General features: G+C 68.0%; 16 protein-coding genes. 11 read left to right on the top strand and 5 right to left on the bottom strand.

The features are described from left to right. The first annotated feature begins 4 nt into the window (after window positions 1-4). The 7 genes from ACZZZF_RS10835 to ACZZZF_RS10805 all read left to right on the top strand — a co-directional run bounded on the left by ACZZZF_RS10835 (window position 5) and on the right by ACZZZF_RS10805 (window position 6,792). Window positions 5-1,381, top strand: a complete 1,377-nt coding sequence (locus ACZZZF_RS10835) for an MFS transporter (protein WP_463498302.1) — start codon at window positions 5-7, stop codon at window positions 1,379-1,381. A 111-nt stretch (window positions 1,382-1,492) separates the two neighbouring features. After that, the gene (locus ACZZZF_RS10830; protein WP_463498300.1) at window positions 1,493-2,926 is read left to right on the top strand and encodes a dihydrolipoyl dehydrogenase family protein; all 1,434 of its coding nucleotides are present in this window, start codon (window positions 1,493-1,495) and stop codon (window positions 2,924-2,926) included. Window positions 2,927-3,125: 199 nt separating this feature from the next. Next, entirely contained in the window at window positions 3,126-3,428 is a 303-nt protein-coding gene (locus ACZZZF_RS10825) for a DUF427 domain-containing protein (protein WP_056275888.1), read from the top strand. 68 nt (window positions 3,429-3,496) lie between these two features. Beyond that, window positions 3,497-4,384 (top strand): ABC transporter ATP-binding protein, encoded by an 888-nt coding sequence (locus ACZZZF_RS10820; protein ID WP_082586468.1) that lies wholly within the window; start codon window positions 3,497-3,499, stop codon window positions 4,382-4,384. Then, on the top strand, window positions 4,381-5,061 hold the full coding sequence (locus ACZZZF_RS10815; protein ID WP_230101098.1) for an ABC transporter permease: 681 nt from the start codon (window positions 4,381-4,383) through the stop codon (window positions 5,059-5,061). The genes ACZZZF_RS10820 and ACZZZF_RS10815 overlap by 4 nt, the downstream gene beginning before the upstream one ends. Next, window positions 5,058-5,786 carry an ABC transporter permease gene (locus ACZZZF_RS10810; RefSeq protein ID WP_053099329.1) on the top strand — a complete coding sequence of 243 codons (729 nt, stop codon included), beginning with the start codon at window positions 5,058-5,060 and terminating at the stop codon, window positions 5,784-5,786. The genes ACZZZF_RS10815 and ACZZZF_RS10810 overlap by 4 nt, the downstream gene beginning before the upstream one ends. A gap of 82 nt (window positions 5,787-5,868) precedes the next feature. Then, window positions 5,869-6,792, top strand: coding sequence for an ABC transporter substrate-binding protein (locus ACZZZF_RS10805; RefSeq protein WP_056275893.1), 924 nt, complete (start codon window positions 5,869-5,871; stop codon window positions 6,790-6,792). Window positions 6,793-6,858: 66 nt separating this feature from the next. On the opposite strand, the gene ACZZZF_RS10800 is transcribed toward ACZZZF_RS10805, so the two are convergent. Beyond that, window positions 6,859-8,136 carry an AI-2E family transporter gene (locus ACZZZF_RS10800; RefSeq protein WP_463498298.1) on the bottom strand — a complete coding sequence of 426 codons (1,278 nt, stop codon included), beginning with the start codon at window positions 8,134-8,136 and terminating at the stop codon, window positions 6,859-6,861. A gap of 95 nt (window positions 8,137-8,231) precedes the next feature. On the opposite strand from ACZZZF_RS10800, the gene ACZZZF_RS10795 reads away from it, so the two are divergent. Together ACZZZF_RS10795 and ACZZZF_RS10790 are read left to right on the top strand one after the other, a co-directional pair. Continuing rightward, window positions 8,232-8,531 carry a chorismate mutase gene (locus ACZZZF_RS10795; protein ID WP_053098343.1) on the top strand — a complete coding sequence of 100 codons (300 nt, stop codon included), beginning with the start codon at window positions 8,232-8,234 and terminating at the stop codon, window positions 8,529-8,531. Window positions 8,532-8,669: 138 nt separating this feature from the next. Further along, window positions 8,670-9,836: an ROK family protein gene (locus ACZZZF_RS10790; protein ID WP_053098344.1), complete on the top strand. Its 1,167-nt coding sequence runs from the start codon at window positions 8,670-8,672 to the stop codon at window positions 9,834-9,836. Window positions 9,837-9,879: 43 nt separating this feature from the next. On the opposite strand, the gene ACZZZF_RS10785 is transcribed toward ACZZZF_RS10790, so the two are convergent. Continuing rightward, window positions 9,880-10,356, bottom strand: a complete 477-nt coding sequence (locus ACZZZF_RS10785; protein ID WP_400339531.1) for a hypothetical protein — start codon at window positions 10,354-10,356, stop codon at window positions 9,880-9,882. Window positions 10,357-10,469: 113 nt separating this feature from the next. Between ACZZZF_RS10785 and ACZZZF_RS10780 the strand changes: the two genes are divergently transcribed. Then, window positions 10,470-11,204: an SDR family NAD(P)-dependent oxidoreductase gene (locus ACZZZF_RS10780; protein WP_053098346.1), complete on the top strand. Its 735-nt coding sequence runs from the start codon at window positions 10,470-10,472 to the stop codon at window positions 11,202-11,204. Window positions 11,205-11,300: 96 nt separating this feature from the next. Here the strand turns inward: ACZZZF_RS10780 and ACZZZF_RS10775 are convergent, their stop codons facing one another. From ACZZZF_RS10775 to ACZZZF_RS10765, 3 genes are read right to left on the bottom strand one after another with little or no spacing between them, the layout of a single operon-like run. Further along, window positions 11,301-12,221: a carbohydrate ABC transporter permease gene (locus ACZZZF_RS10775; RefSeq protein ID WP_171821966.1), complete on the bottom strand. Its 921-nt coding sequence runs from the start codon at window positions 12,219-12,221 to the stop codon at window positions 11,301-11,303. A gap of 2 nt (window positions 12,222-12,223) precedes the next feature. Beyond that, complete coding sequence (locus ACZZZF_RS10770) at window positions 12,224-13,198, bottom strand: carbohydrate ABC transporter permease (protein WP_053098347.1); 975 nt, start codon at window positions 13,196-13,198, stop codon at window positions 12,224-12,226. A 30-nt stretch (window positions 13,199-13,228) separates the two neighbouring features. Beyond that, a complete protein-coding gene (locus tag ACZZZF_RS10765) occupies window positions 13,229-14,473 on the bottom strand; it encodes an extracellular solute-binding protein (RefSeq protein WP_056275906.1) in 1,245 nt (414 codons plus the stop codon). 288 nt (window positions 14,474-14,761) lie between these two features. Between ACZZZF_RS10765 and ACZZZF_RS10760 the strand changes: the two genes are divergently transcribed. Further along, the gene (locus tag ACZZZF_RS10760; protein ID WP_053098349.1) at window positions 14,762-15,658 is read left to right on the top strand and encodes an SIS domain-containing protein; all 897 of its coding nucleotides are present in this window, start codon (window positions 14,762-14,764) and stop codon (window positions 15,656-15,658) included. Window positions 15,659-15,665 lie beyond the last annotated feature (7 nt).

Here is a 15,665-nt window from a genome sequence, read left to right as displayed (position 1 = left end):
GCCTATGACTATCGACACGGGTGCGGTTCCGACCGCCAACGCCCGCACCGGCATCCTGAGCGGCACCTACGCATGGATCACGATCGGCGCGTGCGCGCTCGTGTTCCTCGGAGCGTTCGAGTCCCTGGCCGTCACGACGGTCATGCCGGCGGTGAGCGCCGACCTCGCCGGCGAGCGCCTCTACGCCCTCGCGTTCGCGGGTCCGCTCGCGACCGGTGTGATCGGCATGGCGGTTGCGGGCAACTGGGCGGATCGCCGGGGACCCGTTGCCCCCCTCTACGCGTCGGTGGCGCTGTTCGTCCTCGGTCTGGTCGTCGCCGGACTCGCGCCGAGCATGGAGGTGCTCGTCGCGGGACGCTTCGCACAGGGGCTCGGCAACGGCGGCCTGATGGTGGCGCTCTATGTGGTCGTCGCCCGCGTGTATCCACGCGAGCTGCATCCGGCGATCTTCGCGGGGTTCGCCGCAGCCTGGGTCGTGCCCTCGCTCATCGGGCCGACCGTGGCGGGTGCCGTCACCGAACTGTGGAGCTGGCACTGGGTCTTCCTCGGCGTCGTGTTCCTCGTGGTGCCGGCGCTGCTCATGGTCGTCCCCGCGCTCCGGGGCCTCTCCGGCGACGGCGACGGCGATGCGACGACGCCATGGGCCTTCGGGCGGATCGGTTGGTCGGTGCTCGCGGCGGTCGCCGTGCTCGCGCTGAATCTGGTGGGCGATGTGCCGGGAGCGGGTCCTGTTCTCGCGGCCGTCGCGGTCGTCGTGGCGCTCGTCGCGGTTCGTGCGCTGTTGCCCGCGGGAACCCTCCGCGCCCGACGCGGCCTTCCCTCCGTGCTCCTCGTGCGAGGGCTCGCCGCCGCCGGATTCTTCGGCGCTCAGGTCTACATCCCCTACCTGCTGACCGACCGCTACGCGGTGTCGCCGACCATCGCGGGGCTCTCCCTCACCGGCGGGGCGCTGGCCTGGTCGGCGGCCGCCACCCTTCAGGGACGCTTGGGCGTCCGGCTCTCCAGTGCGGTGGCCGTGCGGGTCGGCACGGTCTTGGTCGTCGCAGGCGTCCTGCTGGCGCTCGTCGCCGTGATGCTCGCCGCGCCGGTCGCCGTGATCATCGTCGCCTGGATCGTCGCCGGTGCGGGCATGGGGCTCATGAGCCCACGGACCAGCGCGCTGACGCTCGAGATGTCGGCACCCGAGAACCAGGGCTTCAACAGCTCGGCGATGACCGTCGCCGACTCGTTCGGCAGCGCGCTCGCGCTCGCGATCGCCGGGGTGCTGTTCACCGGCATCGCGGGGGTGGGCGACCCGTTCGTCGCGGTGTTCGCTTTCGCGGGGATCATCGCGCTCGCCGCGGCGGTGCTCGCTCCTCGGGTGGCGCCTCGGGGTGCCTGACCGGACGTTCACAACTCAGGTCGCAACGCGCCCGACGGCGCGTCGCGGAACAACCACCCCGTGACTCGACGTTGGACTTGAGCAAGACTGGGCGACGGAGAGGTGCACCCCATGACTGCTGAGAAGACCGACGACTACGACCTGATCGTGCTGGGCGGCGGGCCGGTGGGCGAGAACGTCGCCGACCGCGCCGTGCAGAACGGACTGACCGCGATCATCGTCGAGAGCGAGCTGGTCGGCGGTGAGTGCTCGTACTGGGCATGCATGCCGTCGAAGGCGCTGCTGCGTCCGGCCCAGGCGCTGCGAGCCGCGCAGAAGGTCAAGGGCTCGGCCGAGGCGGTGACGGGGTCGCTCGACGTGCGTGCGGTGTTCGACCGCCGCGACTCGTTCACGAGCAACTGGTCGGATGACGGGCAGGTGAAGTGGCTCGACTCCGCCGGCATCGACCTCGCCCGCGGGCACGGTCGTGTGACGGGTGAGCGCGAGGTGACGGTGACGGATGCCGACGGCGGCACCCGCGTGCTCCGCGCCCGCCACGCCGTCGCGATCAGCACCGGATCGGATGCCGTGATCCCGCCCATCGAGGGCCTGCGCGACTCGTCCCCCTGGACCAGCCGCGAGGCGACCAGCGCAGAGGAGCTGCCCGAGTCGCTGGCCGTGATCGGCGGCGGGGTCGTGGCGGTCGAGATGGCCACGGCTTATGCGGCCCTCGGTTCGACGGTGACGATCATCGCCCGCAGCGGTCTGCTGGGTTCGATGGAGCCGTTCGCCGGGGAGCGTGTCGCGGCCGGGCTGAAGGAGCTCGGTGTCGACGTCCGCACCGACACCGGCACGACCAGCGTGACGCGAGGCGACGAGGGAGTCGAGATCGTGCTCGACGACGGGTCGACGGTCACCGCTGCCGAGGTCCTCGTGGCGACCGGGCGGTCTCCTCGCAGCGGCGACATCGGCCTCGACGTCGCTGGTCTCGAGCCCGGTCGCTGGATCACGGTCGACGACACGCTGCGTGTTCCCGGATCCGACTGGCTCTATGCGGTCGGCGATGTGAACGGTCGTGTGCTGCTCACGCACCAGGGCAAGTATCAGGCGCGAGCAGCGGGCGACGTGATCGCGGCGCGCGCCAAGGGCGAGGACGTCGACGATGCGGCCTGGGGTCGTCACGTCGCCACCGCGGACGGCGCGGGCGCCCCTCAGGTGACCTTCTCGTTCCCCGAGGTCGCCTCGGTCGGGCACACCGAGGCAGAGGCCCGAAAGGCCGGAACCGACGTCGCCGTCGTCGATTACGACCTGGGTTCTGTCGCCGGCGCGAGCCTCTATGAGGACGGCTTCGAGGGGCAGGCCCGCCTCGTGATCGACAAGGAGCGCGAGGTGATCATCGGAGCGACTTTCGTCGGCCCCGAGGTCGCCGAGCTCGTGCAGACGGCCACGGTCGCGATCGTCGGCGAGGTGCCGATCGCCCGCCTGTGGCACGCCGTTCCGGCGTACCCGACGATCAGCGAGATCTGGCTGCGGCTGCTCGAGTCCTATGGGAGGGACTCGGCCTGAGCGCATCGGACCGATGCCGACGACGGACGCCGCGCGGCCCATCCGTTTCAGCATCCGCTCCGAACAACCGACGAGAGACTGGCGCGATCGGCGCGCCCGGAGCAGGATTGTTTCCCACATTGACGACCTCCGGCACAACCCCCGGCCGAATGTCGCACACGTCTTATACGCTCGAACACACATCCGAGGAGGCAGGACCATGAAGGCTGTACTCGCAGGAACCGTCATCGCCGAAGCCGACGAGAGCGATCTCGCGCGCATCGAGGGAAACTGGTATTTCCCGCCGGCATCCATCACGGAGGGCGTGCTCGTCGAGAGCCCCACTCCGTACACATGCCCGTGGAAGGGCGCCGCCCAGTACTTCTCCGTCCAGGCCGGTGGCGAGCTGCACACCGATTACGCCTGGTCTTATCCGACGCCGTATCCGAGCGCCTTCGACCGTGTGGGCAAGGACTTCTCGGGCTTCGTCGCCTTCGACCCGCGGGTCGAGGTCTCTGCATGACCTCTGTATGCCGCAGTCGAGGCGCTGATGCGCGCCTCGTCGATCGATCGACCGGAGAGTAGTAAATCGTGATCGAGTTCCGCAACGTCACCAAGCAGTTCCCCGATGGCACGACCGCCGTGAAGGACTTCAGCCTGGTGCTGCCGTCCCGCAAGACGACGGTGTTCGTCGGATCCTCGGGATGCGGCAAGACGACTCTGCTGCGCATGATCAATCGCATGGTCGAGCCGACCTCGGGCGAGGTCGAGATCGACGGCGAGAGCGTGCTCGGCGGCGACCCCGTCGCCCTGCGCCGCCGCATCGGCTACGTCATGCAGAACTCCGGCCTGATGCCGCACTTCACGGTGATCGACAACGTCGCCACCGTGCTGCGTCTGACCGGCGTGAAGAAGGGGCCGGCGCACGAGCGCGCGCGTGAGCTGCTCAAGACGGTGGGGCTCGACCAGTCACTCGCCGACCGGTATCCCAGTCAGCTCTCGGGCGGTCAGCAGCAGCGTGTGGGTGTGGCCCGCGGTCTTGCGGCGGATCCGAACATCCTGCTGATGGACGAGCCCTTCGGCGCCGTCGACCCGATCGTGCGCGCCGACCTGCAGCAGGAGACGCTGCGGTTGCAGCACGAGCTCGACAAGACCGTCGTGTTCGTCACCCACGACATCGACGAGGCCTTCCTGCTCGGCGATCAGGTCGTGATCCTCGACAAGGGCGCGCGCATCGTGCAGGTGGGCAGCCCGAGCGAGATCATCGAGAACCCGGCAGACGACTTCGTCGCCTCGTTCATCGGAGCCGACCGTGGGCGTCGGGCCCTGCACCTCAAAGAGACCCCGCACGGCACCGTCGTGGTGGACTCCGAGGGGCGTACGCAGGGTGCGATCGTCGCGGCGGCCGAGACGTCCGACGGCCCTCTGGCGGGGCCGGATGCCGCCGCCCTCGGCGCTGTGCGGGGCGAGGGCGCGTGAACTGGGTCACCGACAACCTCGGGTTGATCCTCGATCTGACTCTGGTGCATCTGCGTCAGAGCATCATCCCGATCGTGCTCGGTTTCGTGCTGTCGCTCCCGCTCGGCTGGGTCGCGTGGCGTTTCCGGCTGGTGCGCGGCCCGATCATCGTGCTCACCGGTCTGCTCTACACGATCCCGTCGCTCGCGCTGCTCATCCTGCTCCCCTCGGTCGCCGGGTATTCGGCCCGGAGCGAGTCGAATCTCGTCATCGCACTCACGATCTATGCGATCGCGATCCTGGTGCGCGCGGTCTCCGACGGTCTCGATTCGGTCGATGACGATGTGCGCCAGGCGGCGACGGCGACGGGCTTCGCCGCCTTCCGCAGATTCTGGGCGGTGGAGTTCCCGCTCGCCGGTCCGGTGATCCTCGCCGGACTCCGCGTGACGGCCGTCAGCACCATCTCGCTCGCCACGGTCGGCATCCTGATCGGCGTGACCAACCTCGGCTACCTGTTCACGAACGGCCTCGACCGGCGCATCATCGCCGAGGTGTTCGCGGGCGTCGTCGCCGTGGTCATCATCGCCCTCGTGATCGATCTGATCCTGCTGCTGATCGGTCGCGCGCTGATGCCGTGGACGCGCGCCGCCTCGAAGAAGGTCGCGCCTCGGCCGATCGCGCTGGGAGCCCCGGCATGAATCTCTTCGCCGAGGCCTTCGCCTGGATGCTCGCTCCCGAGCAGTGGACGGGAAACTACGCGCTGCCCAAGCTGCTGGCCGAGCATCTCGCCCTGACGGTGATCTCGGTGCTGATCGCCGCGGTGATCGCGGTGCCGATCGGCTGGCTGATCGGCCACACGGGCAAGGGACGCGAGGTCGCGGTCGCGATCTCCGGCGCGGCGCGAGCGATTCCCGCGTTCGGCCTGATGATCCTGCTCGTCCTCCTGCTCGGCGTGCTGCGTGTGCCGCAGGCGGCCATCATCACCTTCGTTCTGCTCGCGATCCCCTCGCTGCTCGCCGGCGCGTATACGGGGCTCGAGGCGATCGATCGCCGCGTGATCGATTCGGCCAAGGCGATGGGCATGACCGGCTGGCAGATCTTCTGGAAGGTCGAGGTGCCGCTCGGACTGCCTCTGCTCGTCGGCGGCCTCCGCTCAGCCCTGCTTCAGGTCATCGCGACCGTCACGATCGCCGCCTACGTGAATCTCGGCGGCCTCGGCTGGCCGATCATCCAGGGCATTCCCCTGCAGAAGTTCGATCAGGTGCTGGCCGGGGCGATCCTCGTGGCCACGCTGGCGCTGCTCGTCGACCTGATCCTCGCCGCAGCCCAGCACGCCGCGGTGCCGGCGGGGCTCCGTGCCGGCCGTCCCACCCGTCGCCGGTCGCGCGACCTCGCTCCCGCCGCGGCTCCGGCCACGGCCTGATCGCGCACCGGCTCCTCCGTCCCTACCGCGCAGTTCCACACAGCAGCAGTCCCCCACAGCAGTTTCAGAAAAGAGGAAGTCCATGTTCACAGCACGAGGCAAGCGCTCTGTCTTCGCCGTCGGTCTTGTCGCCGCGGCTGCACTCGCCCTGTCCGCCTGCTCGTCGAGCAATCCGCTCGACGAGCCGTCCGACTCCGGTGAGAGCTCGGGCAGCGGCGACACGATCGTCGTCGGCTCGCAGGCGTACTACTCCAACGAGATCATCGCCGAGATCTACGCCCAGGCGCTCGAGGCCGCCGGCTTCGACGTCGAGAAGCAGCTCAGCATCGGCCAGCGTGACGCGTACATGCCGGATGTCGAGTCGGGCGACATCGACGTCTTCCCCGAGTACACGGGCAGCCTGCTCGAGTACATCTCGGATGACGAGGTCGACGTCACGAGCCCTGACGACGTCTACGCGGCGCTGCAGGAGGCCCTTCCCGAGAGCCTGACCGCTCTCGACTTCGCCGAGGCGACCGATCAGGACTCCTACACGGTGCTGAAGAGCTTCGCCGAGGAGAACGACCTGAAGACGATCGGCGACCTCTCGAAGGTGACCTCCGAGGTCACGATCGGTGCGGCTCCGGAGTTCGAGCAGCGTCCGTACAGCCCGGCCAAGGCCAAAGAGGTCTACGGCGTCGACCTGACGTTCTCGGCCACCGGCCCGACCACGCTCGAGTCGCTGCTCGCCGGGCAGATCCAGGTCGCCGACATCTACACCGCCGACCCGGCTTTCGAGACCGAGGAGATCGTCGCTCTCGAAGACCCCGAGAACCTGATCATCTCGTCGAACGTCGTGCCGATCGTCTCGAGTGACATCGCCGACGACGTCTCCGATGTCCTCAACGCCATCAGCGCCAAGCTGACCGGCGAGGAGCTCGTAGCCCTCAACGTGCTCAGCACCGTCGAGGAGCAGTCCTCCGCGGACATCGCGAAGAAGTGGCTCGCTGACAACGACCTCGTCTGATCCGAGTCGTCCTCACAGAAGTGCCCGGCCCCCAGGGGGCCGGGCACTTCTGCGTCCAGGGACTGCCTAGACCCTGGCGTCCTGCCGGGGTATCAGCACCTGTTTGATCACGATGAGGATGGATGCCGCGACCGGCACCGCCACGAGAGCGCCGAGCAGGCCGAGCAGCGTGCCGCCGGCGAGGGCGCCGATCACGACGAGGGCACCCGGAACGGCGACGGCCTTGTTCATGACGCGCGGGGTGATGACGTAGGCCTCGATCTGCATGTACACGAGGTAGATGAGGGCGAAGACGAGCGCTGCCACAGGGTTCGTGAACAGGGCGAGGCTCGTGCCGATGATCCAGAAGATCACCGATCCGACGAGCGGGATCAGCGTGATGCAGAACGCGACCGTCGCCATGAGCGGCGGGAAAGGCAGGCCCAGGAACAGATAGAGCAGGAAAGCGAGCACGGCGTTGCAGAACGCGAGCACGACCATTCCCATCACGTAGGCGCCTACGGAATCGGTGATCTGCTCGGTGATGTCGCTTGCGCGAGCGCGGTCACGTGCGGGAGCGAGACGGAGCATCCCCGACTTGATCGACGGCAGCGTCGCGACGAAGTAGAGCGTGAGCACGAGCACCACGATGATGCCCGAGATGGCGTTGGCGATCGAGGCGCCGACCTGCAGCGCTCCTCCGCCGATCGCGGCGATGTTTCCCGGGTCGGTGAGGAACGTCTGCACATCGGCGACGAGGTCCTGGAACTGGTCGCCGAACTGGGCGTCGAGCGTCGCGTAGATGTCGCTGCGGGTGAACTCCTGGATCATCCCCGGCACCGACCTCACGAAGCTCGCGACCTGGTCGATCACGACCGGCAGAACCATCCACACGACGAGACCCGCCACGACCACGAGCCCGAGGATCGCGACGACCACCGAGATGGCGCGAGACAGCCCGCGCCGCTCGAGGAAGCGCACGGTGGGGTCGAGGCCCAGGGCGGCGAACAGCGCCAGGGCGATGTAGATGAGCACGGTCGACAGGTTCGCGACGGCCAGACCGAGCACGATGGCGGCGAGGCCGCCGATCGTCACCAGGAATCCGAACACGAAAGGCCGGTCGATGCGCGTCCAGAACGAGCGGCTCGGAGTCATCGGCTCGACGACCCCGTGATGAACTGCCGGCGACGTCTTCGGGGTGTGCGGGGAGATCGCCGGAACGGCGGTGTCTCCTGCGGGGGAGCTCGCGGACCCCGGGGTGTCGGCGGATGCTTCGGTGATCGACGCTGCGACGTCGGGTGCCGAGGAGGGTTCGGATGCGGCAGCAGACGCGCTCTTCGACGGGTCCTGCTCTTCTCGGCTCATGTGCTCACGATAGCGGCCGAGCGCGGGTCCATCCGGGAGGCATCCCCCCTTCAGGGTGGGGTCGTTCTGCCGCGTGTTTCCGTAGAGTAGGGGGCATGACCGCCGCCGAAGACCCCCGAGCTGAACTCCTCCGACTGCGTTCGAGCATCGACAACATCGACGCCGCACTCATCTTCATGCTCGCCGAGCGCTTCCGCGCCACGCAGCAGGTCGGTCAGCTCAAAGCCGAGCACGAGATGCCGGCATCCGATCCGGGTCGCGAGGAACAGCAGGTCGCGCGGCTCAAGGCACTCGCCGAGCAGGCGCATCTCGATCCGGAGTTCGCCGAGAAGTGGTTCAACTTCGTCGTGGCCGAAGTGATCCGCCATCACACCGAAGCCGCCGAAGGACGATGATCCGGCCTTCCGAGCGAGTGACAGTGTGTGCAGCACTCACTCGCCCGGGGACCGAACTAAGTTTATTGAATAAACTATGACCGAGGGTACGCAGAACCACCAGGTCTGTCAACTGATTCCTGCACCGGGACCGGCACCATGCTGAACGGCGATGACGCACTCGACACCCAGGCCTCGGTCCGCCGCGCGAACCTGCGCCGGGCGCTGCAGCTGGTCTTCCGCAACCCGGGCTCCGAGACCCGGGCGGGGATCGCCCGAGCCACCGGCCTGACCGCGGCGACGGCCTCGTCGCTGGTCGCCGAGCTCATCGAGCTGCAGCTGGTCGTCGACGGCGAGCAGGCCGCCAGCACGGGCGGCAAACGCGCGACCACGCTGAGCATCGAGGCCGAGCATCACGTCATCCTGGTGCTCGTGATCCGACCGACCGATGCGCGCATCGCTCTGGTCGCGCTCGACGGCACCGAGGTCGAGACGCGGCGAGTCGCGTTCTCCGATGAATCACGGGTGCGAATGCTCGACGCTGCGCTGACGGAGATCGCCGCCGAGTACGCCGGACGGCTGCTCGTCGCCGGCGTGCAGCTTCCCGGAACGACAGACGGCCGTCGCGTGTTCGAGAGCGTGCAGCTCGGATGGACCGACGTGCCGCTCGCCGAGCGCTTCGAGCGCCTGCTCTCGGTTCCCGTCCTTCTCGTGAACGACGTCGATGCCGAGGCGATCGCCGAAGCGGCCCGAGAGGATGAGTCGTCCGGATACCGGCTGTTCATCCACATCGGCACCGGGATCGGTGCGGCGGTGACTCTCGACGGCGAACTCGCACCGGGCCCACGAGACCGCGCGGGCGAGATCGGTCACGTCCAGGTGCAGTTCGGCGAGGATGCGCGCGCGTGTCGCTGCGGACGCCAGGGATGCCTGGAATCGGCGTCGTCGATGACGGCGATGCTGGGCGACGACTTCGATGACGCCATGGATGACGAGGCGATCACCGCGCTGGCCGCGTCTGCCGATGAAGAGAAGCTGGCTGAGGGCGCACGCGCACTCGCGCGCACCATCAAGCTCATCGCCGCAGTGCTCGACGCGGCCGAGGTCGTGATCGGGGGGCCGGCGCGCGCGCTCGGAGACCCGTTCCTCGGCCTCGTGCAGGCGGAGATCGACTACACGGCGACGGGCACCGCGAACGTTCCGGTGCGTTTCGCGGATGCCGACGCGTCGATCTCGACCGGGGTCGCACAGGTGGCGCTGTCGAGCGCGCTCGGGGTCCGCTGGAGTCCCGCGCAGCTGCGCGCGGCATCCGTTCCGGCATCCTGATTCGCGGATCGGCAACGACGCATCGGAGGATGCGGGATCCCGCTCAGCGCGAGGCGATCCCGACGAGAGCGGCGACGAGCCCGGCGATCACCAGGACGACGATCGCGAGGATGTGCACCACCTTGCCCACGACGAGCATCGGCAGGTCGGGTCCGACGTACGACGCGGGATTGAAGAGCGTGCCGCGTGCGCGGAAGCTCCAGCGCATGCCGAACCCGATGCGCCGCAGCGCGTGCGACGGTGCGGCGAACGTCTGCCCGCGCTCTTCGCGTGATGCCTTCCACGCAGCCTGCACGGCATACCAGGCGATGACGAAGAACGGCATCGCGAGAGACACGGCCCAGGCGATGAGCGCGACGCCGATCACGGTGCCCATCCCGGGGTCGAGCTCACGGATGAAGAACAGCCCGAGAGCCGCGAGTCCGACGGCCACGGGCACCAGCACCACGCCCCACCCCCACCCGGGGTGAGCGTCTTCCGTCGGCCGCCTCTCGACGCGCCCCGCATCCTGCCAGGTCATGTGATCCCCCCCGTCTCACCGCGCCGGATGGCGGAGTCGACCGTGCCAGAGTACCGGGAGCGGTCGGTTCCTGTCGGTGGAGAGGATGCTGAGCATCGCGAGAGGATGGGGTCATGACACGCATCCTCGTCACGGGCTCCACGGACGGTCTCGGCCGCGCGACGGCCGCCGCACTTCTCGACCAGGGCCATCGGGTGATCGTCCATGCGCGCAGCGCGGATCGAGCAGCCGCCGTGTCATCGCTGACGGATCGCGGTGCCGATCTCGTCATCGCCGACCTCACGGATCGCCGCGCCGTCAGGGATGTCGCCGACGAGCTGAACGGGGGAGCGGAGGTCGACGCGGTCATCCACAACGCCGGTGTCATCTCGGGGTCCGGCATCCTGCCCGTCAACGTGGTCAGTCCCTACCTGCTCACCGCGCTGCTGCGCACGCCCACACGTCACGTCTACCTCAGCAGCGGGATGCATCGCGGCGGCTCGACCGATCTCACAGAGCTCGACTGGGACGGCTCGCGGACGACGGCCAGCTACTCCGACAGCAAGCTGTTCGTCACGGCTCTGTCGGCGGCGGTCGCCCGACGGTGGGCGCCTCGCGTCGCGGCCGACTCGGTGGATCCTGGATGGGTGCCGACGAAGATGGGCGGTGCCGGCGCCCCCGACGACTTCGATCTCGGGCATGAGACGCAGGAGCGCCTCGCGACCGAGCCGCGTCTCGACGTCACCGGCGGATACTGGCACCACGGCGAGCGGCGCACACCCCACCCGGCCGTCGACGACACATCCTTCCAGGAGCGGCTCCTCGCGGCCCTCGCTGACGCGACCGGGGTCGAGCTGCCTGCGCGGTAGGCGTCAGAGTCGAGGTTCCCGTCGCAGTTCGTGCCGCTCGCGGGTGCGCCCGGCGGCACGAACTGCGAACCGGACGCCCCGCGACGGGCCCGAGGTCTACTTGACGCTGCCGGCGGTCAGGCCGCCGACGAGGCGCTTCTCGATGAGCATGAACAGGATGACGACGGGCAGGATCGCGACGATCGAGACGCCGAACACGTACTGCCAGCTCGTCTCGTACTGACCGACGAACTTGGTCAATGCGACCGAGAGCGGCTGGTTCTTGTCGGTCGAGAGGATGACGAGCGATGCGGCGAACTCGTTCCAGCAGGCGACGAACGTGAAGACGATGGCCGTCACGATGCCCGGCCAGACGAGCGGCAGGTTGATCTTGAACAGCACGGTGAAGCGCCCCGCGCCGTCGATCTGGGCGGCCTCGTCGATCTCCTTCGGGATGCCCGCGAAGAACGAGTGCATGATCCACACCGCGAACGACAGGTTGAACGCGGCGTTGATGAAGATCATCGCCGCCCACGTGTCGCTGAGTCCGAGCACCGTGAACTGGCGGAACAGGCCCGAGGTGAGCACGGCCGGCTGCAGCATCTGCGTCACGATCACCAGGAACAGGAAGACCATGCGCCCGGGGAACTTGAAGCGGGCGGTGTAGTAGGCCGCGGGCAGCGAGACCAGCAGCACGAGCAGCGTCGCGAACACGGCGATGATGATCGTCGAGATGAGGTTGTAGGGCAGCGGCGTCTCGGGGGTCGACCACATCGAGATGTAGTTCTCCCAGTGCCACTCGATCGGCAGGTACGTCGGGTCGACCGAGCGGATCTGCGACTTCGTCTTCACGGAGCCGAAGAACATGATCAGGTACGGCAGCACGAAGATCGCGAGCACCAGGATGCCGGCTGCCATGCGCAGGATGACGCGGGGAAGCGTGACCTGGTCCTCGGTGTAGCGGCGCTTGCGTCCGGGGATGCGAGGGGCGGCGTCATCGCCCGCGGTGGTGACGAGGGCGGTCTCGGTCAGGGTCATGATCAGACCTCCTTCATGGGCTTGACGGCCTTGACGTAGATCGCGACGATCACGATCACGATGAGGAAGGCGACGACCGAGAGTGCGCTCGCGACGTCGACTTTCTTCTGCAGCTCGATGTACTTGAAGATCATCGTCATGATCGTGTCGGCGCCGTATCCGGGGATCGACCCGGTCATCACCTTGAGGATCGGCAGCGAGTTGAAGACGTTGATGATGTTGATGAGGATCGCGACGGCGAGGGCGCTGCGCAGCTGGGGCACGACGACCGTCCAGTAGGTGCGGGTCGCGCCGGCGCCGTCCATCTTCGCGGCTTCGAGGGTGTCGGCCGGAACCGTCTGGAGGCCCGCGAGGATCGTGTAGGTCGTGAACGGCAGCGAGACGAAGATCGCGATCACGATCGACCAGGCGAAGGCGGTGGCCGGGTTCTTGGTCCAGCCGTAGCCGACCGCGTCGTCTGCGAGCCCGATGTCGTAGAGGAACTTGTTGAAGACGCCGAAGTACGGCTCGAGGCTGTAGTAGAAGACCATCGTCGTCATCACGACGGATGCCGCCCAGGGCACGATCACGGCCATGCGGACGATCTGGCGACCGGGGAAGGCCTTGTTGAGGATCTGCGCGAGCCCGAGCGAGATCATCACGGTGAAGGTCACCACCGCGACGACCCAGATGATCGTGCGGAACATGATCGGCCAGAACTCGGCGAACGTGAACACGGTCACGAAGTTGTCGAAGCCGACCGAGCCCTTGTCGAGGCCCGAGAGCGAGATGTCACGGGTGGAGTTGAAGAACATCACCCCGGCGGGGAACAGGACCACGCCGATGATGAGGAGCAGGGCGGGCGCGATCCAGGGCAGCGCCTGGAGCAGGTCCTTCCCTCCCGGCTTGCCGCGGGCGGCGCCCGATCGGCGGCCCGGGGTGCGGGGGCGGCCGGTGGCCGCCCCCGCGAGGTTCGAGGATTCTTTCGTCTGGCTCATGGGATACCCGAACCTCTCCGTCTGCGGGGCTCAGCCCGCGTCGACCTGTGCCTGGATCTCGGCCAGGACGTCCTGGGCCGGCTTCGACTGCAGCTGGCCGAACAGCGACTTGAAGGCGCCGTCGGTGGCCGACCACTTCTCGTTCGTCGACGGGTAGAACTGCGCGTCGGGCAGGACCTCGAGGAACGGCGCGAGCGCCTCCTCACCGGCGAGCTGCTCGGCACCGGACTTGGTGACGGGCAGGAAGCCCTCTGCCTGCACCCACGGCACGTACACGTCTGCCGAGTAGTAGTAGTCGAAGAAGGCGGTGATCGCCTCCTGCTTGTCGCCGTCGTTCTGGAAGGCCATCAGCTGGTCCATGACGCCGAGGGTGAAGGGCGAACCGTCCTTCGTCGGGATCGGGACGATCGAGTAGTCGAGCTCGGGGTTGCCCTCTTCGATCTGGCCGACCGTCGGCGGCAGGCCGACCTGCATGCCGATCTTGCCCTGGATGAAGATGTCCATCAGGGGCGAACGCTGCGTCGAGCCGGGGTCGGCCTGCGTCGCACCGGCGTCGATCATCTTCTTGATCTGCTCGGCGCCTTCGAGGTTCTCGGGGGTGTCGATCGTGATCTCGGACGCGTCGCCGAACGATCCGCCGCCGCCCCACAGCCACACGGCCGCTTCGGCCTGAGCCTCTTCGGAGCCGAGGGGCATGCCGTAGCCGGCCACGCCGCCACCGAGTGCCGACACCTTGGTCGCAGCGTCGAGCAGCTCGTCCCAGGTCGTCGGAGCCTCGACGCCGGCCTGCTCGAGCAGCGCGTTGTTGACGAACAGCGCACGGGCCGATGCGATCAGCGGCAGGGCGTAGGCCGTGCCGTCGACCTCGGCGTTCGCGAGGAACGCGTCCTGGAAGTCGGAGTAGGTCTCCTCCGAGACGACGTCTTCGACCGGGTAGAGCAGTTCGTCGCCGACGAATCCGGCGAACGGACCGCCGTTGTAGATGTCGGGAGCCTCGCCGGCCTGGATCTTGGTGGAGACGACCTTCTCGAGGTTGTCCCACGACTGCACCTCGAGGTCGACCGTGATGTCAGGGTTCTCCTTCTCGAAACCCTCGATCACGTCTTCCCACAGGCCCTTGGTGGCGTCGGAGTAGCTGGGGACCAGAAGGTTGAGCGTCGTCTCGCCCTCGGCGTCTCCGCCGCCTCCTGTCGAGCCGCCGAACCCGCACGAAGCGAGCGTGAGCGTGGCGGTGGCCGCAAGAGCGACAGCACCGAATCGCAGTGACTTCTTCATGTGTATTGCATTCCTCACTGTGTAGGTGGTGCACAGTCGCAAGCACAGCACGCGACGGTGCGTGTGATCGCCTCCCCCGGTGGCGGGACGATCGGTTCAAGCCGGGTCGGCTCGAGGAACCCTCCATGGACCGGATCTCCGGAGGGGCGGTGGAACTTGTTCGATTATTTGTCAGGAGAATAAACAAATCAAGAGGAACCTTGCAACGATTCCTAATGTCGACATACTATGATCGAATAAGCCGCTAAACAATCACAAAGTTGCAACATCTGGTCCGGAGGGCCCGACATGACCGAACTTCTGCCCGGCGCACACATGCGCGAAGAACTGAATTCGCAGCCCGAGACCTGGGCCCGCGCGGCGGATCTCCGCGACGCGCAGGCGCTGCTCCCGGCATCCGGAGCCCGCATCGCCGTCGTCGGCTGCGGAACCTCGTGGTTCATGGCGCAGTCCTACGCGTTCCTCCGCGAGACCGCGGGCCAGGGCGAGACCGATGCGTTCGCCGCATCCGAGTCGTTCGTCGACCGCGGCTACGACGCGGTCGTCGCACTGACGCGCTCGGGCACGACGACCGAGGTGCTCGAGCTGGTCGAGCGCATCAAGGGCCGCGTGCCCACGATCGGCGTGATCGGCGACGAGACATCGCCGCTCGTCTCGCTCGTCGACGACGCCGTGCTGCTGCCCTTCGCCGATGAGAAGTCGGTCGTGCAGACCCGCTTCGCGACCACGGCCCTGGCCCTCTTCCGTGCCTCGCTCGGTGAGGACCTCACCGCGGCGATCGCCGATGCGGCCGCCGTGCTCACGGCGGACTACGACGACGAGCTCCGCGACGCCGAGCAGTACTCGTTCCTCGGCCGTGGGTGGACGGTCGGCCTCGCGCACGAGGCCGCGCTGAAGATGCGCGAGTCGTCGCAGTCGTGGACCGAGTCGTACCCGTCGATGGAGTACCGCCACGGTCCGATCGCGATCGCCGCCCCCGGCCGCGTCACCTGGCAGTTCGGCGAGGCGCCCGAAGGCCTGGCCGCGCAGGTCGAGGCCACCGGGGCCCGCTTCGTGCAGCATCCGGTCGACCCGCTCGCCGACCTCGTGCGCCTGCACCGCGTCGCCCTCGACAGGGCCGTCGCCCGCGGGCTCGACCCCGACCAGCCGCGCAACCTCACGCGATCCGTCATCCTGGATGCATGACCCGACC

This window comes from Microbacterium sp. AC215 (genome assembly GCF_979258645.1).
This window is presented reverse-complemented; position numbering and strand designations above follow the sequence as displayed.